Source organism: Lysobacter sp. (assembly GCF_035655815.1).
Lineage (GTDB): Bacteria > Pseudomonadota > Gammaproteobacteria > Xanthomonadales > Xanthomonadaceae > Lysobacter_J.
In genome coordinates, this window is sequence record NZ_DASRTS010000037.1 from 83,814 (window position 1) to 105,769 (window position 21,956).

The 21,956-nt window shown below is 69.6% G+C and carries 22 protein-coding genes and 1 pseudogene; 13 read left to right on the forward strand and 10 right to left on the reverse strand.

What is annotated here, in order from left to right; all coding sequences use genetic code 11:
* The first annotated feature begins 133 nt into the window (after nt 1–133).
* The gene (gene ubiA, locus VFE83_RS10525; protein ID WP_324905839.1) at nt 134–1,036 is read left to right on the forward strand and encodes a 4-hydroxybenzoate octaprenyltransferase; all 903 of its coding nucleotides are present in this window, start codon (nt 134–136) and stop codon (nt 1,034–1,036) included.
* Nucleotides 1,037–1,079: 43 nt separating this feature from the next.
* Here ubiA and VFE83_RS10530 read toward each other — a convergent pair whose 3' ends face one another.
* Nucleotides 1,080–1,631, reverse strand: coding sequence for an HdeD family acid-resistance protein (locus VFE83_RS10530; protein ID WP_324905840.1), 552 nt, complete (start codon nt 1,629–1,631; stop codon nt 1,080–1,082).
* A 171-nt stretch (nt 1,632–1,802) separates the two neighbouring features.
* On the opposite strand from VFE83_RS10530, the gene VFE83_RS10535 reads away from it, so the two are divergent.
* Nucleotides 1,803–2,306: a Rid family hydrolase gene (locus VFE83_RS10535; RefSeq protein WP_324905842.1), complete on the forward strand. Its 504-nt coding sequence runs from the start codon at nt 1,803–1,805 to the stop codon at nt 2,304–2,306.
* A gap of 170 nt (nt 2,307–2,476) precedes the next feature.
* Here VFE83_RS10535 and VFE83_RS10540 read toward each other — a convergent pair whose 3' ends face one another.
* On the reverse strand, nt 2,477–3,205 hold the full coding sequence (locus VFE83_RS10540; RefSeq protein ID WP_324905843.1) for a ComF family protein: 729 nt from the start codon (nt 3,203–3,205) through the stop codon (nt 2,477–2,479).
* Nucleotides 3,206–3,254: 49 nt separating this feature from the next.
* Between VFE83_RS10540 and bioB the strand changes: the two genes are divergently transcribed.
* The 7 genes from bioB (at nt 3,255) to VFE83_RS10575 (ending at nt 10,001) form a co-directional block, all read left to right on the forward strand.
* Nucleotides 3,255–4,292, forward strand: a complete 1,038-nt coding sequence (gene bioB, locus VFE83_RS10545) for a biotin synthase BioB (protein ID WP_414674723.1) — start codon at nt 3,255–3,257, stop codon at nt 4,290–4,292.
* Nucleotides 4,293–4,304: 12 nt separating this feature from the next.
* Nucleotides 4,305–5,528, forward strand: coding sequence for an 8-amino-7-oxononanoate synthase (gene bioF / locus VFE83_RS10550; RefSeq protein ID WP_324905845.1), 1,224 nt, complete (start codon nt 4,305–4,307; stop codon nt 5,526–5,528).
* Nucleotides 5,525–5,929 (forward strand): ACT domain-containing protein, encoded by a 405-nt coding sequence (locus tag VFE83_RS10555; protein WP_324905847.1) that lies wholly within the window; start codon nt 5,525–5,527, stop codon nt 5,927–5,929. The genes bioF and VFE83_RS10555 overlap by 4 nt, the downstream gene beginning before the upstream one ends.
* A 40-nt stretch (nt 5,930–5,969) precedes the next feature.
* Entirely contained in the window at nt 5,970–6,743 is a 774-nt protein-coding gene (gene bioH, locus VFE83_RS10560; RefSeq protein WP_324905849.1) for a pimeloyl-ACP methyl ester esterase BioH, read from the forward strand.
* A 134-nt stretch (nt 6,744–6,877) separates the two neighbouring features.
* A complete protein-coding gene (bioC, locus tag VFE83_RS10565; RefSeq protein ID WP_324905851.1) occupies nt 6,878–7,798 on the forward strand; it encodes a malonyl-ACP O-methyltransferase BioC in 921 nt (306 codons plus the stop codon).
* Nucleotides 7,795–8,787 (forward strand): multidrug resistance efflux transporter family protein, encoded by a 993-nt coding sequence (locus tag VFE83_RS10570; protein ID WP_324905853.1) that lies wholly within the window; start codon nt 7,795–7,797, stop codon nt 8,785–8,787. Before bioC ends, VFE83_RS10570 begins: the two co-directional genes overlap by 4 nt.
* 620 nt (nt 8,788–9,407) lie before the next feature.
* Entirely contained in the window at nt 9,408–10,001 is a 594-nt protein-coding gene (locus VFE83_RS10575; protein ID WP_324905855.1) for a hypothetical protein, read from the forward strand.
* On the opposite strand, the gene VFE83_RS10580 is transcribed toward VFE83_RS10575, so the two are convergent.
* The 6 genes from VFE83_RS10580 to VFE83_RS10605 all read right to left on the reverse strand — a co-directional run bounded on the left by VFE83_RS10580 (nt 9,968) and on the right by VFE83_RS10605 (nt 15,846).
* Nucleotides 9,968–11,488, reverse strand: a complete 1,521-nt coding sequence (locus VFE83_RS10580) for a glycosyltransferase family 39 protein (RefSeq protein WP_324905857.1) — start codon at nt 11,486–11,488, stop codon at nt 9,968–9,970. The genes VFE83_RS10575 and VFE83_RS10580 overlap by 34 nt on opposite strands.
* Before the next feature lie 90 nt (nt 11,489–11,578).
* The gene (locus VFE83_RS10585; RefSeq protein WP_324905859.1) at nt 11,579–12,004 is read right to left on the reverse strand and encodes a ketosteroid isomerase-related protein; all 426 of its coding nucleotides are present in this window, start codon (nt 12,002–12,004) and stop codon (nt 11,579–11,581) included.
* A 159-nt stretch (nt 12,005–12,163) separates the two neighbouring features.
* Nucleotides 12,164–12,910, reverse strand: coding sequence for an MHYT domain-containing protein (locus VFE83_RS10590; RefSeq protein WP_324905861.1), 747 nt, complete (start codon nt 12,908–12,910; stop codon nt 12,164–12,166).
* 30 nt (nt 12,911–12,940) lie between these two features.
* Entirely contained in the window at nt 12,941–13,699 is a 759-nt protein-coding gene (locus VFE83_RS10595; protein WP_324905862.1) for a hypothetical protein, read from the reverse strand.
* Nucleotides 13,700–13,920: 221 nt separating this feature from the next.
* Nucleotides 13,921–14,907: a pyridoxal-phosphate dependent enzyme gene (locus VFE83_RS10600; RefSeq protein ID WP_324905864.1), complete on the reverse strand. Its 987-nt coding sequence runs from the start codon at nt 14,905–14,907 to the stop codon at nt 13,921–13,923.
* A gap of 15 nt (nt 14,908–14,922) precedes the next feature.
* Nucleotides 14,923–15,846, reverse strand: a complete 924-nt coding sequence (locus VFE83_RS10605; protein ID WP_324905866.1) for a DMT family transporter — start codon at nt 15,844–15,846, stop codon at nt 14,923–14,925.
* A gap of 181 nt (nt 15,847–16,027) precedes the next feature.
* Between VFE83_RS10605 and VFE83_RS10610 the strand changes: the two genes are divergently transcribed.
* The 4 genes and pseudogenes from VFE83_RS10610 (at nt 16,028) to VFE83_RS10625 (ending at nt 20,813) form a co-directional block, all read left to right on the forward strand.
* Nucleotides 16,028–16,579, forward strand: a complete 552-nt coding sequence (locus VFE83_RS10610) for a hypothetical protein (protein WP_324905868.1) — start codon at nt 16,028–16,030, stop codon at nt 16,577–16,579.
* 510 nt (nt 16,580–17,089) lie between these two features.
* Nucleotides 17,090–18,895: pseudogene (mnmG, locus tag VFE83_RS10615) on the forward strand (tRNA uridine-5-carboxymethylaminomethyl(34) synthesis enzyme MnmG); the annotation flags it as partial.
* A gap of 197 nt (nt 18,896–19,092) precedes the next feature.
* Entirely contained in the window at nt 19,093–20,373 is a 1,281-nt protein-coding gene (locus VFE83_RS10620) for a sialidase family protein (protein WP_324905872.1), read from the forward strand.
* Complete coding sequence (locus tag VFE83_RS10625; protein WP_324905874.1) at nt 20,370–20,813, forward strand: aldehyde-activating protein; 444 nt, start codon at nt 20,370–20,372, stop codon at nt 20,811–20,813. The genes VFE83_RS10620 and VFE83_RS10625 overlap by 4 nt, the downstream gene beginning before the upstream one ends.
* A gap of 20 nt (nt 20,814–20,833) precedes the next feature.
* Here the strand turns inward: VFE83_RS10625 and VFE83_RS10630 are convergent, their stop codons facing one another.
* Entirely contained in the window at nt 20,834–21,340 is a 507-nt protein-coding gene (locus VFE83_RS10630; protein WP_324905957.1) for a GNAT family N-acetyltransferase, read from the reverse strand.
* Nucleotides 21,341–21,531: 191 nt separating this feature from the next.
* Nucleotides 21,532–21,951, reverse strand: a complete 420-nt coding sequence (locus VFE83_RS10635; RefSeq protein WP_324905875.1) for a hypothetical protein — start codon at nt 21,949–21,951, stop codon at nt 21,532–21,534.
* Nucleotides 21,952–21,956: the final 5 nt, after the last annotated feature.

The window sequence follows — 21,956 nt, forward strand, 5'->3', positions numbered from 1 at the left end:
CCGGCGGAAGCGCGTGACCGGTCGATCACGTCGCACCGCGCGGGGCTGGCATTCTAGCGGCAAAGCGCGGCGGCGTGCTGCCGCGCCCGTCCGGTCACCCCACCGCGCCGCACCGATCAAGTCTTCCGCTGGTATGAGTTACGAACGTTTCGAAACCCCCGCGGCGTCGCCGTGGAAATCCCGCCTCGCGCTGTACTGGCAACTGGTCCGCGGCGACCGTCCGATCGGCTGGCTGCTGCTGTTGTGGCCGACTTGGTGGGGCCTGTGGCTGGCCGCCGAAGGCATGCCGCCGCTGTGGACGCTGTTCGTGTTCAGTGCGGGCGTGTGGCTGACGCGCTCGGCCGGGTGCGTGATCAACGACTACGCCGACCGCTGGCTCGACCCGCACGTGGAGCGCACCAAGGGCCGCCCGCTGGCGACCGGTGCGGTGCGCGGGCGCGAGGCGCTGGTGCTGTTTGCTGTGCTGATGCTGGCGGCTTTCGCGCTGGTGCTCACGCTCAACCGCCTGACCATCCTGATGAGTTTCATCGGCGTGGTGCTGGCGGCCAGCTATCCCTACCTCAAGCGCTACACGCACCTGCCGCAGGTGTACCTGGGGCTGGCGTTCGGCTGGGGCATCCCGATGGCGTTCGCGGCGGTGCGCGGCGAGGTGCCGGCGCTGGCCTGGCTGCTGTATGCGGCCAACATCGTGTGGTCCACCGCGTACGACACCTGGTACGCCATGGTCGACCGCGAGGACGACCTGCGCATGGGCAGCAAGTCGACCGCGATCCTGTTCGGCGACATGGACCTGGTCGCACAGGGCGTGCTGTACGGCCTGTTCCTGCTGGCGCTGCTGCTGGTGGGCCAGCGTGCCGGCATGGGGGCGTACTACTGGGTCGGACTGGCGGTGGCCGCCGCGCTGATCGTGTACGAGTTCGCCATCGCCCGCGGCCGCGACCGCGCGGCATGTTTCCGCGCGTTCCTGCACAACCATTGGGTCGGGCTGGCGGTGTTCGCAGGCATCGCCGCGGACTTCGCCCTGCGCGGGACGTAAGCGGACGCCCGCCGGTCTTGCGGACCGGCGGGACGCGGCACGCTCAGACCGCCTGGCCCAGTTTGCGCAGGCGGAATCCAGCCATGACCTGCAGCACGCCATAGACCAGTGCGATCAGGCCGATCCACAGCGTCACCGTGACCAGCCCGGCCGCCGGCGAGGCGAGGAACATCACCCCGAGCACGATCGCCAGCAGTCCGCTCAGCGCGATCATCCACTCGCCGGTGATCTCCTTGCGGATGCGGATCGCCAGCACGATGCGGTAGACGCCGGCGACGATCAGCCACGCGGCCAGCAGCAGCAACAAAACTTTGGCGGTCTTGACCGGATTGGCCACGGCCATCAGGCCGAATACCAGCGACGCCAGTGCGTACAGCACCAGCCAGGCCTTCGACACCACCACGTCCTTGCTGACCAGCGCGACGATGCTCAGGACCGCTTCGGCCAGGGCCATCACGCCGAACGCCCAGGCCAGCGCGATGGCGGTCTTCGCCGGCCAGAGGAAGGCGCTGATGCCGAACAGCACGCCGATGACTCCGTACAGCACCAGCACCCACCAGCTGCGCTTGAGACTGCCGAACAGTGCTGCGCTCATGACGACCTCCTCCTTGGCTTCATGGACCGGCCGGCGCAGCGTGGACAGGCAGCGGTGGGCGCGATGTGAAGGCCACGTGGATGTGCCCGGGCATCTCTGTCGCCACGCGGCACGCGCGGGGCCGGCACGTGTGTGCTGCAATCCGGCGAATCGCTCGGAAGGAGTGCACTCATGCGTCGACTGTCCCTGTCCGTCGTGTTGTCGTGCCTGGCTTGCACGGTGTCTGCGCAGCAGGCGCCGACACGCGAACATTTCGCGCCGCCGGGTTGGGAGGGCTCATACCACGGGCTGCACTACACGCCGGCAGTGCGCGTGGGCGACCGGGTGATCGTTTCGGGCATTCCGGCCATCGAGGGCGACACGGACGAAGCGAAGATCCGCTGGGCGTTCCAGCAACTGCAGGCGCACCTCGAAAAGGCCGGCGCGAACATGGCCGACGTGGTCGAGCTGCAGAGCTTCCACGTCGCGCGCGACCACGACGAGTTCCGCCGCCGCGTCGAGCCGGCGTTGAAGGCGCACCGGGAGTTCTTCAAGGACCACTACCCCGCATGGACCGCGGTCGGCACCACCGCGCTGTTTTCGAAAGACGCGCCGATGGAGATCCGGGCCGAGGCGGTAATCGGGTCGGGTGCGCGGGCGCGGGCGGAGATTGCACAGCCGCCGCCGCGACCGTAGTCCCAACGGGCGCTCGGCCGCCCCTCGCGGCGCAGGGAGGGTCGGGGAGGGGTTCCAGAGCTCGGCGCCGACGTGCCTCCGCAACCCTTGCGCAGCCCACGGCCATCGGGGCGTTCGCCTGCGCACGCGCGGCTTCGTTCCGCTCCTGTCCTGCAGGCAGGCCGCGACCGTCAAGGCACGCGTGCGCACACCCACACGTCCACCCGCACCACGCCCGCCCGTCGCAGCGCGGTGGCGGCGGCTTCCACCGTGGCGCCGGTGGTCATGACGTCGTCGACCAGCGCGACATGCATCGGCAATGCGCCCGACGTGCTCACTACAAATGCACCACGCAGGTTGCGACGGCGCTGCGGTGAGGCAAGCCGCGACTGCGGCGCCGTCGCGCGGGTACGACGCAGCAGGTCGTCGCGCAGCGGCAGCGCGAGGGCGCGGGCGAGTGGCCTCGCGAGCTCCAGCGCCTGGTCGTAGCCGCGTCGACGCAGGCGATCGCGGTGCAGCGGCACCGGCACCAGCGCCTGCGGTCGTTCCGCATCGGCCAGTTCGCAGGCCATCAGCCGGCCGAGCAGGCGCGTGCTGGCCAGGTCGCCGTGGAACTTGGCGCGGGGCAGCAGACGGTCCAGCGGGGCGCGGTATACGAACGCGGACCGGGTGAGGTCCTGCGGCGGTGGGCGGCGCAGGCACGTGCCGCAGGCTTCGGCGGCCACGGCCATCGGCATCGCGCAGCGTGCGCAATGGACGCGGTTGAATGGCAGCCGATCGTGGCAACTTGCGCATAGATCGACCCCGTTCGTTCCACGTTCATCGCAGATGAGGCAGCGCGGCGGCAGCAGGGCAAAGCCGAGCCGGTGCAACAGGCTGTCAACTCCATGCAGGGGTGTTTGGTTGACAGAGTCGGTCATGGTTTCCAGACTGCCGGCCCCGCATCGCCACGACCGTCGGATGTCGCCCATGACCGCTGTCAGCCATCACCCCGCGGCCGAGCCGCGCCACGACTGGTCCCGCGCCGAGGTCCGCGCGCTGTTCGACCTGCCGTTCCCGGAGCTGCTGCATCGCGCCGGCACGGTCCACCGCCAGCATTTCGACCCGGCGGAAGTGCAGGTGAGCACGCTGCTGTCGATCAAGACCGGCGGCTGCCCCGAGGACTGCGGCTACTGCCCGCAGGCCGCGCGGTACCACACCGGCGTGGAAGCCACGAAGCTGATGTCCACCGAGGCCGTGCTCGAAAAGGCGCGCCAGGCCAAGGCCGCGGGTGCCTCGCGCTTCTGCATGGGCGCGGCGTGGCGCTCGCCGAAGGACCGGGACATCCCGAAGGTCGCCGACATGATCGCCCAGGTGAAGTCGCTGGGCCTGGAGACGTGCGCGACGCTGGGCATGCTGTCGGGCGACCAGGCGCGCGCGCTGAAGGACGCCGGCCTGGACTACTACAACCACAACCTGGACACCGCGCCGGAGTTCTACAACCAGGTCATCCACACCCGCGAGATGCAGGACCGGCTGGACACCCTGTCCCACGTGCGCGACGCGGGCATGAAGACGTGTTGCGGCGGCATCGTCGGCATGGGCGAGTCGCGCGAGCAGCGCGCCGGCCTGCTGCAGACGCTGGCCAACCTGCCCGCGCACCCGGACTCGGTGCCGATCAACCGCCTGGTGCAGGTCGAGGGCACCCCGCTCAACGGCACCACCGAGCTGGACCCGTTCGAATTCGTGCGCACGATTGCCGTGGCCCGCCTGCTGATGCCGCGCTCGATGGTGCGCCTGTCGGCCGGTCGCGAGGCCATGAACGACGAGCTGCAGGCGCTGTGCTTCCTGGCCGGTGCCAATTCCATCTTCTACGGCGAGAAATTGCTGACGACCGGCAACCCCGACACCGAGCGCGATATGGCATTGTTTGCCCGATTGGGCCTGAAGCCGATGCCCAAGCTGGAACAGGGGGAGACCGTCCATGCCGACATCGTCGAAGCGCCGGCACGCAGTTGCGCTGCGTGAAGCGGTGCACTCATGAGTCGCCCGAGCTGGCGTGAGCGGGTCGACGCGGCCCGCGCCCAGCGCGCGGCGACCTCGCGCGTACGGGTGCGCCGCACCGTCACGCACCGCGATGGCGCGCGCTGCCTTGTCGACGGCCGCTCCCTGCTGAATTTCTGCGGCAACGACTACCTGGGCCTGTCGCAGCACTTCGCCGTGGTCGGCGCGCTGCAGGACGCCGCCTCGCGCGAAGGCGCCGGTGGCGTGGGTTCGCACCTGGTCTGCGGCCATCACCAGATCCACGACGCACTGGAGCGCGAACTGGCCGACTGGCTGGGCGCCCCGCGCGCGCTGCTCTTCGGCAGCGGCTACCTGGCCAACCTCGCCGTCGTGCAGTCGATGCTGGGCGACGAGGACGTGTGCGTGCAGGACCGCCTGAACCACGCCAGCCTCATCGACGCCGCGCGCCTGTCCGGCTGCCGCCTGCGTCGCTATCCGCACGCCGACGCCGAAGGGGCGATCCGGCAACTGCGCAGCATGCCCGAGGGCGCGGCGATGCTCGCCACCGACGGCGTGTTCAGCATGGACGGCGACATCGCGCCGCTGCGCGAACTGGCCCTGGTGGCGCGCGTGCAGAAGGCGCTGCTCTATGTGGACGATGCCCACGGGGTCGGCGTGGTCGGCCCGGACGGTCGCGGCAGCGTCGCGGCGGCCAAGCTGGGCGTGGCCGACGTGCCGCTGCAGCTGGCTACGCTGGGCAAGGCGCTGGGCGGCTACGGCGCCGCGGTGCTGGGCGATGCCGACCTGATCGGCCATCTGGCCGAAACCGCGCGTCCGTACGTCTACACCACCGCGCTGCCGCCGGCGCAGGCCGCGGCCACACTGGCGGCGGTCAAGCTGGCGCGCACCGAACACTGGCGCCGGACCAAGCTCGACGAGCTGACCGGCCGTTTCCGCGACCGCGCCCGCGCGCTGGGCCTGGAGCTGATGGACTCGCAGACGCCGATCCAGCCGGTCCTGTGCGGCGACGACGCCCGCGCGCTGGAAATGGCTGCCGCGCTCGAACAGGCCGGCTACTGGGTCGCGGCGATCCGCCCGCCCACCGTGCCGGAGGGGCGGGCGCGGCTGCGCGTGACCCTGTCGGCACTGCACGGCGTGGCCGATGTCGATGGCCTGGTCGAGACCATGGCCAAGGTGCGCGACCGCATCCGCCTGGGCATGGCCGCCACCAACTGGCGCGAGGCCGCGCTGGTGCGATGAGCGGCGAGCGGGACCTCGCGCGCCTGCTGGCCACGTTGACGGCCCGCGCGCGCGACGGCGAATACGCCTTCCTGACCCGCGTCGACGGCGATCCCGCGCTTGCCGTCGCGGCCCTGGCCACCGTGCGCGAGGACGAGGGCGTCACCTACGTGGTCCCCTGCGGCTTCGCGGACGCGCGCGGACTGGCCTACGATTTCCGCGCCGCCTGGCTGACGCTGGGCGTGCATTCGGCGCTGGACGCCGTCGGCCTGACCGCGGCGGTCGCCACCGCGCTGGCGCGACACGGCATACCGTGCAACGTGCTGGCGGGTTTCCACCACGATCATCTGCTGGTCCCGGCCGAACGCCGCGACGAAGCACTCGCGGTACTGGCGGCGCTGGCCGCATCGGCCGCGGCGTAGGCGCCGCGGCGCCGCGTACCGCTCAAACAAGGTTGGCTGCATGTACATCGAAACGCGCGGGCAGGGTCCGGCGCTCGCACTGATCCACGGCTGGGCGATGCACGCCGGGCTGTTCGCACCGCTGGTCGAGCGCCTGTCCGACCGCTATACGCTGCATCTGGTCGACCTGCCGGGCCACGGCCACGCGCGCGAGGACGCGGCGCCGCTGGTGCCGGAGACGCTGGCCGCCGAGCTGGTCGCGCGCGTGCCCGATGCGGTATGGCTGGGCTGGTCGCTGGGCGGACAGTTCGCGCTGCGCGCTGCGCTGGATTTTCCGGAGGAAGTGCGCGGCTTGATCATGATCGCGTCCTCCCCGCGCTTCGTGATCGGGCCCGACTGGACCCACGGCGTGAAGCCGCAGCTGTTCCGCGATTTCGGCGAGGCGCTGGGCCGCGATTTCCGCGGAACGCTGGAAGGCTTCCTCGCGCTGGAGGCGCTGGGTTCAAGCTACGCGCAGGAAGAACTGCGCAGCCTGAAGGCGCAGGCGTTCGAACGCGGCGAACCGGCCCCGCGCGCGCTGCAGGAAGGCCTGGTGCTGCTCGACCGGCTGGACCTGCGCGACGAACTATCGCAACTGCGCGTGCCCAGCCTGTGGATTTCCGGCCGCCGCGATCGGCTGATTCCAGCCGGCGCGATGCCCGCCGCCGCGGCCATGACGCCGGACGCGCGCAGCGTGGTCATCGCCAGCGCGGGACACGCGCCGTTCCTCGGCGCGGCCGACGAGGTGGCCGCGGAAATCGATGCGTTCATGCGCACCGTCGCCTCGCCTGCTTAGCCTTGAAGCCCTTCCCTTCAAGGGGAGGGTTGGTTGGGGATGCGTTCGCCGCCCCGCCTCAGCAATCGAACCACGACCCTCCCCGACCCTCCCCTGAAAGCGGGGAGGGAGCAGAAACAGCAGTACTGGAACCGATGACCGACACCTTCGACCACCGCCAGGTCCGCCGCGCGTTCTCCCGCGCCGCGCACGGCTACGACAACGCCGCCGCGCTGCAGCGCGAAGTCGCTTCGCGACTGATGGAACAACTGGACTACCTCGACGACCCCGCGCTGGACCGCGCACCGCCGCAGGTGATCGCCGACATCGGCGCGGGCCCGGGGCATGCGAGCGTGGCGATGCAGAAGCGCTGGCCGAAGGCGCACGTGCTGGCGCTGGACCTTGCCCTGCCGATGCTGCACGAAGCGCGCAGCAACGCCGGCGGCTGGCGCCCCAGCTTCCTTCCCGGCGTCGCGCGCCGGCCGGATGCGGTCTGCGCCGATGCGCGCGCGCTGCCGCTGCGCGATGCCAGCGTCGACATCCTGTTCTCCAACCTGTGCCTGCAATGGGTCGAGGACCTGCCGGCGGTGTTCGCCGGATTCCGTCGCGTGCTCAAGCCCGACGGCCTGCTGCTGGTGTCCACGTTCGGACACGACACGCTGCACGAACTGCGCGGCGCGTTCGCCGAAGCCGACAGCGCGCCGCACGTCAGTCCGTTCGTGTCGATCGCGCAGTTCGGCGATGCGCTGATCGCGGCGGGCTTCAGGAATCCGGTGCTCGATCGCGACGAGTTCGTGATGGGCCACGACGACCTGCCGGCCCTGATGCGCGAGCTGCGCACGCTCGGCGCCACCAACGCGATGACGGATCGCCGCCGCAGCCTGACCGGCCGTGCGCGCTTCACCCGTGCGGCCCAGGCCTACGAGCCGTGGCGGCGCGATGGCCGCCTACCGGCGACGTGGGAAGTGATCTACGCGCACGCGTGGGGCCCGCAGCCCGGCCAGCCGATCCGCGTGGGCGGCATCGACGAAGTGCACGTGCCGGCCAGCGCGATCCGCGTCAGGAAGCGCACGTGAACGCACGACGCACAGCGCTGGCCGCAGTCGCCATCGCGCTGGCCTCGGCGTTCTTCTTCACCTGCACCTACGTGCTCAACCGCGCCGCCGCGGTGGATGGCGGCCATTGGGCGTGGACCGCGGCGCTGCGTTACCTGATCACGCTGCCGCTGTTGTTGCCGGTGATGCCGTGGCAGGGCGGCATGGCGCCCGTCTGGCGCGCGATCCGCGCACATCCCGGCCCGTGGCTGCTGTGGAGCGGCATCGGCTTCGTGCTGTTCTACCTGTGCCTCAGCTATGCCGCATCGAGCGGCCCGTCGTGGCTGATCGCGGGCACGTTCCAGCTCACCGTGATCGCCGGCATGCTGTGCGCGCCGTTCCTCTATCGCGACGAACGCGCACGCATACCGTTGCCCGCGCTGCTCACCGGCACGGTGGTGATCGCGGGCGTGCTGCTGATGCAGTTCGGCCATCGCGATGGCGCGCTGGATCGCGATGCGTGGATCGCGCTGGCGCTGGTCGCGATCTCCGCCTTCGCCTATCCGCTCGGCAACCGCGGCCTGCTGCTGCACCTGGAGCGCGCGGGCGTGGAACTCAACGCGACCCAGCGCGTGTTCGGCATGACACTGGCGAGCCAGCCGATGTGGCTGGCGGTGGCGGCGTGCACGTTCGCCACCGTCGGCCCTCCGCCGATGTCGCAGACGTGGCTGGCCGGCGGCGTCGCACTGGGCGCGGGCGTGGTCGCGACGGTGTTGTTCTTCCAGGCCACCGGCATGGTCCGCAACAACCCGACCGCGCTGGCCGCCGCCGAGGCGATGCAGGCCGCGGAGATCCTGTTCGCCACGCTGATCGGCGTGCTGTGGCTGGGCGAGGCATGGCCGCAGAGCCACGCGCTGCTCGGCGCGCTGCTGGTCGTGCTGGGCATCGTGGTCTTCAGCGCCGTTGCGGCGCGGACGTCCGCGGGGGATCTAAAGGCGATCCAGGAGCTGGAGGGGGATCGGGGGGCGTAGGTTTAGCTCGTCATCCGGGCGGAGCCGGGATTGGGGCGAGCGCCAGGGCGCATGTACGCCTGCGCTTCTCGCTCGTCATGCCCGTGAAAGCCGGGATCCATTCTGCTGTGGCTCTTGCTCGTCAGCCGTTGCTCTTGATCGTCATCCCCGCGAAGGCGGGGATCCAAGGACTTTTCACGCTTTCCCATTGCCTTCAGAAGTAAGAGCCAAAGCTTCCGTCCGTCTAAAGCCGGCCGGGTCACTTTTCTTTGCTGACCCAAAGTCCGACTGGATTCCCTTCGGTCAAACGTAACCAAAAGAAACGGTCTTCCCCGACACAGCAATCCCACGACCGGGGAACGAGTAGGTGCCATTCGCGAGTCGGCATCCTGCCTCCGCGCTCAGCAGCGCACGTCCTGTGCGCTGCCCTCCAGGGCTTGAGGCGTGGTTGGCTGTTCAACGGCAACGGCAACGGCAACGGCAACGGCAACGGCAACAGCAAGAGCAAGAGCAAGAGCAAGAGCAGGGGACGACAGCGACCGCGACCGCAGCCCAGCCAAGGGGCAGGCGTAACCGCCACACAGCACATCATTCAGCCCCGCCGACGTAAATTCGCCTCACCCTCCATCGCTGACATCCACATGGTTCGCAAAGCCGCTGCTTCGCTGCTGCTCGTCGCCGTCGCGGTGCTCGCACCCGCCCACGCGCAGTCGCTGTCCGATTGGGGCTTCGATCCCGGCGTGTTGATGGCCGACGGCCGTGAGCTGGTGATGCGGGCGCCGGATGCGAGTGTCGACGCGCTGTTCCAGGCGGTGCATGCGAGTTCGCGATCGACGCAGGACTCGAAGGTGCTTTGCGAACTGTTCGATCCCGGTGCGGAACGCACCCTGGAGGGCTACCAGCGGCTGGCGTCGCAACTGAGCGAATCCGGTCGAGTGCGCTTCGCCGATGCGGTCACGAACTTCTTCCTTGCCGCCGCGCAGAATCCGCGCCAGCCGTACGACGCGGCCGGTGCGCAGCAGGCGCTCAAGGCCGCCGGTGTGCGTGCGGCCATCCTCAACGACGGCTTCCTCGCGGGCCTCAACGGCAACGAGCACGCGTCGCGTTGCCGTTCGGTCGGCTGGCTGCTCGATGCGCTGCAGGCGCAGCCGGTCACGGAGCGTGCCTCGGTGATGCGCTTGTTGCTGAGCCAGGGGCTCGACTACCTGGCGCTGTCGGGCAATTCCGCGCGCTGAGGGGCCGCGCGAGACGGCTCGACGCGGAACATCACGCGTCGCTGGTATGGCGCGCCCAACGCAATGGCGCGATACCCCGATGCATCGATGCGCGATCGCACGCGTGGCCAGTCCGCCTGCTTGCAGATCCACACCACGCCATTTTCGTGTTCGTCCAGCTCGACTGCGAGCGGCTCGTCGTACGACGGGTTGAAGCGTGGCTGCGGCGTCGGCTGCAACGAGATCTTCTCGATCTGCGTGCCGCGGCCCAGGTGCAGGTGCAGGCCGTAACGCGCCATGTCCTCGACGAACACGACTTCCTGCACCGGCGATGGCGCGCGCTCGCGGATCGCATCCGCCCAGCGCGCCGCGTTCTTGTGGGTCGGCCATGCGGCAGCCAGGAGTTTCAGCGCCAGCAGCAGCACGCCCCATGCCACCAGCCATCGCCAACGCGGCGGCGCGCGGCCTTCGTGCTGCCACTGCATGGCCACGATCACCGCCACCGGCACGAACAGCGGCAGCAGGTACAAAGGCATGCGCGAACGCGCCACGCAGAACACGGCCAACGGCAGCAGCAGCCAAAGCGTCATCAGCAGCCATCCGGCGTCGCGCTGGCTTCGTTGCGGATCCTTCCACCAGGGCCTGACCAGCCCCGGGAACCTGCGCGCCCAGCGCAGCACCGCGGGCGTCCACGGCAGCGTGCCCAGCAGCAGGGTCGGCACGTAGATCTCGATCCAGCCGTACCACTCGCCGTGGCGGCCGAATTCGTCCGTGGTCATTCGGTTGACCAGCTCATCGCCAACGAAATACGAAAGCAGGCCCGGGTTGCCATGGAACACCGCCAGGTACCAGGGCAGCGCCACCAGCACGAACAGCAACAGGCCCGACCACTGCAGCACGCGATGCTCGCGTCGCCCCGGCATGAGGAAGTCGAACAGCAGCACCACCGGCAACGGCATCAGGCCGGCCGGTCCCTTGGTGACGAAGGCCAGCGCAAAGCCAAGCCACATCAGCGCGACCCAGCGATGCGGGTGCCGCGCGCCGAAGCGTGCCTCGACGAAGGCCCACACCGCCACGGCATCGGTGGCGGCCAGCAGGTAGTCGGTGGTGATCAGCTGCGACGCACCGAAGGGCAGCAACATGGTCGCGTAGACGGTCGCGGCCATGCGTTGCGTGCCGGGCGCCACGCGCGCGGCGATGCGCCATGCCAGCCACACGCACAACAGGTACGACAGTGCCGCGGGCAGGCGCGCCGCCCAGGCGGTGGTGCCGAATGCGCCGATGCTGGCCGCGATGGTCCAGTACGTCAGCGGCGGCTTGGTCCAGTGTCCGACTTCATGCGTACGGCGCGGATTGAGCCAGTCGCCGCTGTCGAGCATGTTCAGCGCGACATTGGTGTAGCGCCCTTCGTCGGGGTCCCAGATGCCGCGCGTGCCGAGGAACGCCAGCGCGAGCACGGCCGACAGCAGTGCGATCCACAACGCGGGCGAGCGCAGGATTCGGGACATGCCGGCTTACGGCGAGGGAGGCGGCGCAATCTAGCGCCGGGCGCGTCGAAGTCGCGTGGGAACGATGCGCCGTGTCCAGCTGCGGGCCGCTCAGCGGACCTGCGCGACCCAGTCTTCCAGGTTGTAGTAGTTGGTCACGCGATGGATGCGGCCGTCGCGCACCTCGAAGAACGCGCCACCCGGCAGCATGTACTTCTGCCCGTGGGCGGGCGGCAGGCCGGTGTCGTCGGCCAGATACTCACCGTGCACGATGTACTCGGCCGCGGCACGGGCGCCATCGGGCGACACCATCACCACGATGTCGTGCAACTGCTCGCGATAGCTGCGCGCCATACGCTGCAGGAACGCCGCGAATGCTTCGCGGCCGGTCTCGCGCGGGCCCTGGTTGAGATCGTGCACCACCTCGTCGTCCAGCAGTGCGAGCATGCCGTCCCAGTCGCCACGGTTGAACGCGGCGTAGTAGGCCAGGATCAGTTCGGTGGCGCGATCGTGGGTGCGGGTGCCGTCGATCTTCATCGCGATTCCTTGCGGAAAAACAGCGCCGGGCGGCGCAGGGGAACCGCATGATAGCCGCGCCCGGCGCCGCCATGACCGTGACAGACGCCCTAAAGCAGAAGGCCCGCGCCGGGTGGCACGGGCCTTCCACGTTGACACCGGTTGCGACGCGATGGCGCGTCAGATCTGCACCGATGCGCGCTGGCGCTGGCGGATCAGGCTGATAGCCAGCACCACCGCCAGCAGCAGCGTGGTCACCGCGAAGATGCCGGTGCCGAGGTTGGCGCCACTGAGTCCCGGCGCGGCGACGCTGCCTTCGCCGGGCACGAACGTCGCGGCCAGCATGCCGGTGTAGTGCATGCCGCACACGGCCACGCCCATCACCAGTGCGCTGCCCAGCATCTGCACCCAGCCGCGCAAATTGAAGGCAAGCCACAGCGCGACGATCGAGGCCACCACCGCGATGGCCGCCGACGCCGCCACCAGCGTGGTGTCGTAGTGGATGGTCGCCGGCATCAGCATCGCCGCCATGCCGGTGTAGTGCATGCCGGTCACGCCCAGGCCCATGAACAGGCCCGCGACGATGAGCTTGCCCCAGCCGAACACGCCGGCGCTGGCGATGGCCAGGCCGACCATGCACGACGCCATGCCGATCAGCGCCGACAGCGCGGTGATGCCCAGGTCGTAGGAAACCTGCAGGTCCATCCGGCAGGAGAGCATCGCGATGAAGTGCATGGCCCAGATCGCGCCGCCGCCCATCGCGGCACCAGCGGAGACGATGGCCCGCCAGCGTTGCATCGCGCCCCGTGCGGACGGAATGGCGATGGCCAGTTGCAGTGCAGTGAACGAGCCCAGGACTGACACCAGGTACGACAGGACGACCAGCAGCGGATCATGGACGCATTGGATGGCGTGATCGTGCGGCATTGCGGACTCTCCTTGTGGTTGGCGTGGGACTCAGGCGCTGAATTCGAAACTGCAGATCTCCGCTCCGGTGTTGCGGCATTGGCGTTCGATGACGTGGAGGCCTTCCGTCCCATGCGGGCCGCCCAGCAGGCCGCCGAGCATGCCGCGCAGGAAGTGGCAGCACGCGCCGTGCTGGCCGCGATGCGGGAAGGGGCTGTTGCGCACATGCAGGTGGTCTTCGTGCATTTCCGCCTGCACGAGCTGGCGCAGCGCAGGCAGCCCGATGTGGCGGATCGCGTCGGCCAGCGTCAGGTGCCCGCCCAGCGCGAAGTCGCGCTTGTACACCCACGCACCCACGCGCTGGCCGATGTAGCGCAGCGCGGGTTCGCGCTGTTCGGCATCGAGTTCGCGCTCCAGCGCGAGCAGCGGGATGAAGATGTTGGGATAGTCGCGCGCCAGTTGCGGCAGCAACGCCTCGATGCGGCGCGAATCGGCAACGGTCGGCAGCGTATTGGTGCGCGTGGGCGAGGACGGCCCGGGCACTTCCGGTGGCGCCTCGACGGCCGCGGTCGGCGCGCCGGGCTGGCTCGCCTCGAAGCTGCGCACCAGCGGATGCGTGCCCAGGCATTCCTCCAGCGGCAGCAGGCTCGCCTGAGGGCCGCGCACCAGCATGGTCAGCACCACGCCTTCCTGGGCCGTCGTCATGCGCTGGCGCAGCAAGGTGAAGCCGTTGGCGATGATCGCCTGGCCGAGAGCCAGCAACAGTCCTTCGCGGCGGTCGGAGACCACCCGGAACTCAACATCCACCATCAGCCACCTCCCCGTATGGCCTGCGTGTCCTTCGCGATGTCCGCCGCCTGGGCGCAACCGATGAACACGACATCCCGGGTCCCCACCCGTCCGTCCGCCCTCTCGGCGGTACGGCTGTCGTCGTCGGCTCACGCCAGAATCGGCAAAGGAGTTTGCGTGCAGGTTCCGCAAAAAAGCAATGGCGTGCGCCGATGAGCGGACGGTGCGGCTTTACGTGCGGATCAGCCGCGCGCGAACAGCTGCGGCAGGGCGTCCGGATCGACGTTGCCGCCGGACAGGACGATGCCCACGCGCTGGCCGGCGAAGTGCTCGCGATGGGTCAGCACGGCCGCCAGCGCGACCGCCGAGGAAGGCTCGATCACCTGCTTGGCGCGCTGCCAGAACAGGCGCATCGCGGCCACCGTGTCGGCGTCGTCGACCTTCAGCACCTGCGCGTGGTGCGAACGCAGCATCGTGAAGTTCGGTGCACCCAGCGTGCCGCGCAGGCCGTCGCAGATGGTGTCGGGGGTGAACTCGGTGACGCGTTCGCCCGTCTGCATGGACGCCCAGGTTTCGGCCGCGCCGCTGGGCTCGGCGAGGAACAGGCGCGTGGAAGGCGAACGCGCTGCAACGCTGAGCGCCGTACCCGCGGCCAGGCCGCCGCCGCCCACCGGCACGACCAGCGCATCGAAGCGCGCCTCGCTGTTCAGCAGTTCCAGCGCGGCGGTACCCTGACCCGCGATCACGCGCGGATCGGTGTAGGGATGGACCAGCTCGGCGCCGGTTTCGGCCTGCAGCTGTGCGCAGCGTTCCTCGCGCGCGGCGATGGTCGGCGCGCACCGCAGCAGGGTCGCACCGAAGGCCTGGATGGAGGCCAGCTTCGCGGCCACCGCGCCTTCCGGCACGACGACGTGGCAGGCGATGCCGCGGGTCCGGGCTGCCAGCGCCAGCGCGGCGCCGTGATTGCCGGAGGAATGCGTGACCACGCCGCGCGCGGCCTGTTCGTCGCTGAGCGACCAGATCGCGTTGCACGCGCCGCGGAACTTGAACGCGCCCGCGCGCTGCAGGTGCTCGGCCTTGAAGTGCAGCTCGCACCCGGCCAGTTCGTCGATGCTGCGCGAGTGCAGCACCGGCGTGACGTGCGCGTGCGGCGCGATGCGCGCGGCGGCGGCGAGTACGTCGTCGAACGTGGGCAGGATGGAAGCAGCGGTCCGGGCGGTGTCGTTCATGCGTCGATGGTAGGCCTAGCGGCGGCGGTTGAGCAGGCTGACGGCCGCGGACCCGGCCACGACCAGCGCGGCGCCGATCCAGCCGATCGGCGCGATGCGTTCCGGCGCCAGCCACTGTGGCCACAGCGCATGCACCGCCCAGGCGGCCACGATGCACAGCAGCGGCGTGGTGGCCAGGATCGCCGACACGCGCGAGGCCTCCCAATGGGCGAGGGCTTCGGCGAACGCGCCGTACGCACCGATGGTGTTGAACGCGCAGTACGCCAGCAGTGCCCAGTGCAGCGCGTCCAGCCGCAGCAGGGCCGACGGATCGGAGAACGGCAACAGCACGATGCTGGCCACCACGTAGATGAAGCACAGGATCTGCATCGACCCCAGGCGCACGAGCAGCTGCTTCTGCAGCAGCGCGTAGATCGCCCACACCACCGCGCCGACGATCACCAGCGACGATCCCAGCACATAGCCTGGAGCGCGTGCGCTGGCGGCCAGCTGGTCGTAGAAGAACAGGCCCATGCCCGCGGCCAGCAGCGTCAGGCCCAGCCATTGCGCCACGCGGAAGCGCTCGCCGAACACCCAGATGCCGCCCAGCGCCATCAGCAGCGGGGCCAGCTGGATCAGCAGCTGCGCGTTGGCCGGCGTGGTGTGCTGCACGCCCAGCAGATAGAAGACGTAGTTGCCCACCAGCATCAGCGCGGCCACGCCGAGCATCGCCCAGTTGCGTCCGTCCAGTGCGCGGTAGCCGCCCAGACGCCCGCGCCATCCGAGCCACGAGCCGGTGAACACCGCCGCGACGATGAAGCGGAACCAAGTCAGCGTGATCGGATCCAGCTCCTGCAGCACCAGCTTCAGCGCGATCGGCAGCGTCGCCCAGCAGGCGGCGGTGATCAGCGACAGCAGCAGCCCCAGTCGCCAATGGTCGGAAGCGCGGTGCAGGTTCATGGGCAGGCTCGATGCGGACGGCGTGGCATGCTGGCATCGCATCCCGCGCACCACAATGCGCGCGAAGGCGACCGCGTCGCGACTGAACGCCCGCAATGCCCAGGCGCGAGGGCAGGAACAATTAAGGGCGAGTTCAAAGCGCCGGCCGGATGCTGGCACCATCATCCCGGGGGGACCGGCCATGCTTCGCAAACTTCTGCTGCCCGCGCTCGCCGCCACCCTGCTGGCCGGCTGCGTGACGGGTTACACCTACCGCGGCCATGGCGGCAGCGGCGACTACTACTACGGCCAGCCGAGCGTCGAGTACCGCTACTACGGCGGCTATGGCTACGGCTATCCGGGCTACTACGGCTACCCGTACCGTTATGGCTATCCGTCTCGCTACGGCTGGTACGGCTATCCGTACTACAGCTATCCGCGCTATCCGTACTACCGCTATCCGTACCGCTACGACCGCCACCCGGACTATCGCCCCGACTATCGTCCGGGCAAGCCGCGCCATGACGGCGGCGGCCGGGGCAACGGTCCCTGGACCGGCGTCGAGGACATCCGCCGTCGGGTCGAGCAGAGCCAGAATCGGCCGCCGTCCAACGGCGCGATGCCGCGCAGCTCGATGCCGGCCCCGCGCCAGATCCAGCAGGCACCGCGGGCCAGCGGCGAGCCGCGTCCGGCGCCGGGCCGTTCGTACCAGCCGCGGCCGGGCTCGGGAAAGGTCCGGACCCAGGAGCGGTGACCGTCGGTCGCAAGCTCCGGGCGCGGTCACACTTTGCCTCTTGCGTCCAAAGCCGACTGACGGCAATCTGCCTTCATTGACCGATTACGTCGCTTTTGGACGTAATCCGCTGACAGAAGACTCTCCATGTCGGCGCCCGATGAGGAACCACGGATCCCCCCTGTTCCGTCCCCATCGGGCGTCGGCGCCCCTAAGGCCCCGGCCAGCGCCTGGGTCAAAAATACGAAAGGCGCCGGAAACGGCGCCTTTCGTATTTGCGGCATCTGCCGCGCAAATAAAAAGGGGGCCGAACGTCCCCCGACATTCGGCCCCCCGGCTTCCCCCGCGAGCGCTTGGCCAGCCCCTGTTCCAATTCCGGCCGGCGTCGAGCGCCTGCCCCGCTGGGTGCAGGGAATATGTCGCAGGAACCGTGCCAACTTTCACCTGGCGTTCATCCTGGCCGGCGCCGGTGGGCGCACTGACCTAGAATTCGCGCGCGGGCGCGAAGCCCCCGATCCGACAGCAGCAACCATGAGCCAGAACTTCTACCAGTACGACGTCATCGTGGTCGGCGGCGGCCACGCCGGCACCGAAGCCGCGCTTGCCGCCGCCCGCGCGGGTGCGCGCACGCTGCTGCTGACCCACAGCGTCGAAACCGTCGGCGCCATGAGCTGCAACCCGGCCATCGGCGGCATCGGCAAGGGCCACCTGGTCAAGGAGATCGACGCCCTGGGCGGCGTGATGGCGCATGCCGCCGATGCCGCCGGCATCCAGTGGCGCCGCCTCAACGCCAGCAAGGGCCCGGCCGTGCGCGCCACCCGCTGCCAGGCCGACCGCGCGCTGTATCGCGCCTTCATCCGGCACGCCGTCGAAAACCAGCCGAACCTCACGCTGTTCCAGGCGGCGGTCGACGACATCGTGTTCGACGACGGCCACGTGACCGGCGTGGTCACCCAGACCGGGCTGCGCTTCGAGGCGCCGGCCGTGGTGCTGACCGCCGGGACGTTCCTGGCGGGCAAGGTGCACGTCGGACAGACCACCTATGCGGCTGGCCGCGCCGGCGACCCGCCCGCGGTCGCGCTGGCGCAGCGGTTGCGCGAAGGCCCCTTCGTGGTCGATCGCCTGAAGACCGGTACGCCGCCGCGCATCGACGGCCGCACGCTGGACTACTCGGTGATGGAGGAGCAGCCCGGCGACGATCCGCGCCCGGTGATGTCCTTCATGGGCACCACGGCCGACCATCCGCGCCAGGTGTCGTGCTGGATCACCCACACCTCCGAGCGCACGCACGAGATCATCCGCGGCGCGCTCGACCGCAGCCCGCTGTACACCGGCCAGATCGAGGGCATCGGCCCGCGCTACTGCCCGTCCATCGAGGACAAGGTGGTGCGCTTCGCCGAGAAGGCCAGCCACCAGATCTTCGTTGAACCCGAAGGGCTCACCGTCGCCGAGATCTACCCCAATGGCATCTCGACCTCGCTGCCGTTCGACGTGCAACTGGAACTGGTGCGCTCGATCCGCGGCTTCGAGCAGGCGCACATCACGCGCCCGGGTTACGCCATCGAGTACGACTTCTTCGATCCGCGCGGGCTGAAGTCCACGCTGGAGACCAAGGCCATTGCCGGCCTGTTCTTCGCCGGCCAGATCAACGGCACCACCGGCTACGAAGAGGCCGCCGCGCAGGGCCTGCTGGCCGGCGTGAACGCCGCGCGCTTCGTGCAGGGCGTCGAAGGCTGGAGCCCGCGCCGCGACGAGGCCTACCTGGGCGTGCTGGTAGACGACCTGATCACCCACGGCACGTCCGAGCCGTACCGCATGTTCACCTCGCGTGCCGAATACCGTCTGCAGCTGCGCGAGGACAACGCCGACCTGCGCCTTACGCCGATCGGTCGCGAACTCGGTCTGGTCGACGACGTGCGCTTCGCCCGTCTCGAAGCCAAGCGCGAGGCCATCGCCCGCGAGAACACGCGGCTGGGTGCCATCTGGGCCGCGCCTAACAACGCGCTGGGCCGCGAGGCGATGGACGTGCTGGGCATCGAGATCAGCCGCGAAACCAGCGCACTGGACCTGCTCAAGCGTCCGGAGCTCGATTACGCGAAGCTGATGGAGGTGCCGGCGCTCGGTCCCGCGGTGGACGATGCGGAAGTGGCCGAGCAGGTGGAGATCGGCGTGAAGTACGCCGGCTACCTGGACCGCCAGCGCGAAGAGATCGCGCGCCAGCAGCGCCACGAGAGCACGCCGATCCCGGGCGATTTCGACTATGCCGCCGTGCGTGGGCTGTCGGCCGAAGTGCAGCAGAAGCTCGAACGCGTGCGGCCGCAGACCGTGGGCCAGGCGCAGCGCATTCCCGGCATGACGCCGGCGGCGATCTCGCTGCTGCTGGTGCACCTGACCCGCGCCCGGCGCAGCCGCGTCGCCTGAGTCGCGCGGACGGTTACCCGAACCGTCCGACGCGCGACGTCTTCTCGGCGAAACCGGCGGTGCGGCACATTGCCGCACCCGGAGCCGACATGGCGTGGCGTACGCTTCGCCGCATGACCCGACTCCTTCCGCTCGCGCTCGTCGTCGCCCTGGTGTCCGGCTGCGGCGATACGCCGCCGCCAACGGCCACGCCCCCCGCATCGACGGTCAAGCCCGCCGCGCAGTACCAGCGCGAGGACTGGACGTTGCCCGTCAGCGTCGCGGCGGCGCAGCCGGACCTGGTGCGCGCACCGGATGGCAGCCTGCTGCTGTCGTGGATCGAACCGCAGGACGAGGCGCATGCGTTGAAGCTCGCACGCTACGTTGGCGGCCACTGGAACGGCGTGCGCGAGGTCGCGCGCGGCGACGACTGGTTCGTCAACTGGGCCGATACGCCGCACATCGCGCAGACGGCCGACGGCGCGCTGTGGGCGCACTGGCTGCGCAAGTCGGCCCAGGCCAAGTACGCCTACGACGTGGTGCTGTCGCGTTCCACCGACGACGGCGCGACCTGGTCGAAGCCGATGCCGGTGAACGACGACGGCACGCCCACCGAACACGGATTCGTGTCGCTGTGGTCGGCAGCGCACGATCGCCTCGGCGTGGCCTGGCTCGACGGACGCAACAGTGCCGGCGGGCATGACGGACATGGCGGGCACGCTCCGGCAGGCGCCGGGCATGCCATGGCCGCGATGACGCTGCGCACGGCAGTGTTCGACGCCGCGTTGCAGCGTCACGGGGAGCGCGAACGCGATGCGATGACCTGCGACTGCTGCCAGACCGACGTCGCACTCACCGCGGACGGCCCGCTGTTGGTGTATCGCGACCGTACGCCGGAGGAAATCCGCGACATCGTGGCGCTGCGGTTCAACGATGCGTCGGCCGGCCGTCGCGTGCATGCAGATGAGTGGAAGATGCCGGCGTGCCCGGTCAACGGACCGGCCGTTGCCGCGCGCGGTCGCGAGGCCCTCGTTGGCTGGTACACCGCGGCCGGTGGCGAGCCACAGCTGAAGCTGGCACGCAGCACGGACGGTGGCGATCACTTCGCCGCACCGCTGGAACTGGACCGTGGCCAGCACGTGCAGGGTCGCGTGGACGTGGCGCTCGATGCCGACGCTGCGTGGGTGCTGTGGCTTCGCGAAGACGCGCAGGGGCAGGCGCTGTGGCTTGCGCGCTTCTCTTCGGACCTGTCGCGCGAACTGCAGCGGCATGAAGTCGCGAAGTTGCAAGGCCGGGGGCGCGGCACCGGCTTCGCCCGGCTCGCACTGGCCGATGGCGTGGCCCACGTGGTGTGGACCGACGTGATCGACCAGCGCCCGCAGTTGTCGGGTGCGCGATTCCGGAAATCGCCATGAGCGGCGCCACGTTGCACGGCGGTTGCCACTGCGGCTACCTGACCTTCGAGGCACGCCTGACGCGCGCCACATCCGATTACGCGCCACGGGCCTGCGATTGCAGCTTCTGCCGCAAGCACGGCGCCGCGTGGCTGTCGGACCGGCAGGGAGCGTTGATCGTGCGAACGCGCGGCGACGTCGTCCGCTACCGGCAGGGTTCGGGACAGGCGGAGTTCATCGCGTGTCCGCAGTGTGCGGTGCTCGTGCTGGTGGCGTGCGAAATCGACGGACGACTGCACGCAGCCATCAACGTGCGTGCGGTGGAACACGATGCGGAGCACGACGTGCCGTTTGCGACGGAGCAGACGGCATCGCCGCAACGGCTGCAGGCCGATGCGAAGCGCGAGCGCTGGGAGCAGGTGTGGTTCGCGGACGTGCGGATCGCGAACGCCGACGACTGAGCGACGGCGCCGCAGCGCAATCAACCGTTGAGCGAATAGAGCAGCAGGTCCTTGGAATCGTCGCCGAGCTGCACGTTACGGCGGAACTGCAGGCCGATGCGCTCGAGCACCTTCACCGAGGCGGCATTGCCGGGCGACACGATCGCCAGCAGCTCGCCCAGCCCCAGGTGCTGCATCGCATAGTCGCGCACCGCGGTGCACGCCTCTACCGCATAGCCCTTGGACCAGTATCGCGGCAGCAGTGCATAGCCGATGTCCGGACCGGGCAGCGTGTCGCGCCTCACCAGGCCACACTGGCCGATGAGCTCGCCGGTCTCGCGCAGTTCGATCACCCACAGGCCGAAGCCGTCGCGCTCGTACGTAGCGCGCCACTTCCCGATGTACGCCGCGGCGGTATCGAGATCGTGCACGCCACGGTCGCCGATGTTCGCCAGGAATGCCGGATTGGTGAGCATTTCGACGATGAACGGGGCATCGGAAGGCACCATCTCGCGCAGCGCGAGGCGTTCGGTCTGCAGTACGTACATGTTCACCAGCGTCCCTTGTGTCGATGCCAGCGATACGGCTGGCGGGCGGATATGTTGTGGGTCCAGCGCATCAGCGACGAGCGGCCTCGCCCGGCCAGCCACCCGACCTCAATGCCGCAAGCCTGCACGTCCGTGCGACTCGACGCCTAGCGGGCAGGCGCTGTAGAGGGCTTGTGGTTTGCCGTCCTGGATCATCGCTTTTTTCCCCTGCTCGGCTGACGCGGCAAGACAATCGCCGACTCGGCGCTGCAGGTCCAGTGCCGCCTGGTCGACACCGAGGTCGGTGTAATAGAGGCCGCCGCCTTGAGCCGCAGGAAGATCAGTTGCGCTTCCGGCACGAACACAACCCGGGTGCGCAGCCCGACGATGTTCGCGTGTGAATAGTTGCCGGTCTCGATCACGCCGCGCTCGCGGTCGATGCGGGTCACGCGCGGATCGAACCAGCCTCGCCCGCGCGCAGGGATGCTGGCCTGCGTGCAGTCGAACACGTTCGTTATCGTGGCCTGAGCGGGTACTTGCATCAGCGCCGACGCGCGCGGCTCCACCGCCGCTTCGATGGCGAAGCAGCCAGACAACAGGAGCGCGGGCCACGCAACGGCGAGAGCCTGCACGCTCC

What these genes read in the sequence shown, in the direction of transcription:
- VFE83_RS10590 (WP_324905861.1), bottom strand. Translation starts at nt 12,910, where the DNA reads ATGCCGCACGATCACGCCATCCAATGCGTCCATGATCCGCTGCTGGTC.
- VFE83_RS10535 (WP_324905842.1), top strand. Translation starts at nt 1,803, where the DNA reads ATGCGTCGACTGTCCCTGTCCGTCGTGTTGTCGTGCCTGGCTTGCACG.
- bioC (WP_324905851.1), top strand. Translation starts at nt 6,878, where the DNA reads ATGACCGACACCTTCGACCACCGCCAGGTCCGCCGCGCGTTCTCCCGC.
- VFE83_RS10600 (WP_324905864.1), bottom strand. Translation starts at nt 14,907, where the DNA reads ATGAACGACACCGCCCGGACCGCTGCTTCCATCCTGCCCACGTTCGAC.
- VFE83_RS10540 (WP_324905843.1), bottom strand. Translation starts at nt 3,205, where the DNA reads ATGACCGACTCTGTCAACCAAACACCCCTGCATGGAGTTGACAGCCTG.
- VFE83_RS10585 (WP_324905859.1), bottom strand. Translation starts at nt 12,004, where the DNA reads ATGAAGATCGACGGCACCCGCACCCACGATCGCGCCACCGAACTGATC.
- VFE83_RS10625 (WP_324905874.1), top strand. Translation starts at nt 20,370, where the DNA reads ATGAGCGGCGCCACGTTGCACGGCGGTTGCCACTGCGGCTACCTGACC.
- ubiA (WP_324905839.1), top strand. Translation starts at nt 134, where the DNA reads ATGAGTTACGAACGTTTCGAAACCCCCGCGGCGTCGCCGTGGAAATCC.
- bioH (WP_324905849.1), top strand. Translation starts at nt 5,970, where the DNA reads ATGTACATCGAAACGCGCGGGCAGGGTCCGGCGCTCGCACTGATCCAC.
- VFE83_RS10575 (WP_324905855.1), top strand. Translation starts at nt 9,408, where the DNA reads ATGGTTCGCAAAGCCGCTGCTTCGCTGCTGCTCGTCGCCGTCGCGGTG.
- VFE83_RS10580 (WP_324905857.1), bottom strand. Translation starts at nt 11,488, where the DNA reads ATGTCCCGAATCCTGCGCTCGCCCGCGTTGTGGATCGCACTGCTGTCG.
- VFE83_RS10555 (WP_324905847.1), top strand. Translation starts at nt 5,525, where the DNA reads ATGAGCGGCGAGCGGGACCTCGCGCGCCTGCTGGCCACGTTGACGGCC.
- VFE83_RS10620 (WP_324905872.1), top strand. Translation starts at nt 19,093, where the DNA reads ATGACCCGACTCCTTCCGCTCGCGCTCGTCGTCGCCCTGGTGTCCGGC.
- VFE83_RS10605 (WP_324905866.1), bottom strand. Translation starts at nt 15,846, where the DNA reads ATGAACCTGCACCGCGCTTCCGACCATTGGCGACTGGGGCTGCTGCTG.
- bioF (WP_324905845.1), top strand. Translation starts at nt 4,305, where the DNA reads ATGAGTCGCCCGAGCTGGCGTGAGCGGGTCGACGCGGCCCGCGCCCAG.
- VFE83_RS10610 (WP_324905868.1), top strand. Translation starts at nt 16,028, where the DNA reads ATGCTTCGCAAACTTCTGCTGCCCGCGCTCGCCGCCACCCTGCTGGCC.
- VFE83_RS10630 (WP_324905957.1), bottom strand. Translation starts at nt 21,340, where the DNA reads ATGTACGTACTGCAGACCGAACGCCTCGCGCTGCGCGAGATGGTGCCT.
- VFE83_RS10595 (WP_324905862.1), bottom strand. Translation starts at nt 13,699, where the DNA reads ATGGTGGATGTTGAGTTCCGGGTGGTCTCCGACCGCCGCGAAGGACTG.
- VFE83_RS10530 (WP_324905840.1), bottom strand. Translation starts at nt 1,631, where the DNA reads ATGAGCGCAGCACTGTTCGGCAGTCTCAAGCGCAGCTGGTGGGTGCTG.
- bioB (WP_414674723.1), top strand. Translation starts at nt 3,255, where the DNA reads ATGACCGCTGTCAGCCATCACCCCGCGGCCGAGCCGCGCCACGACTGG.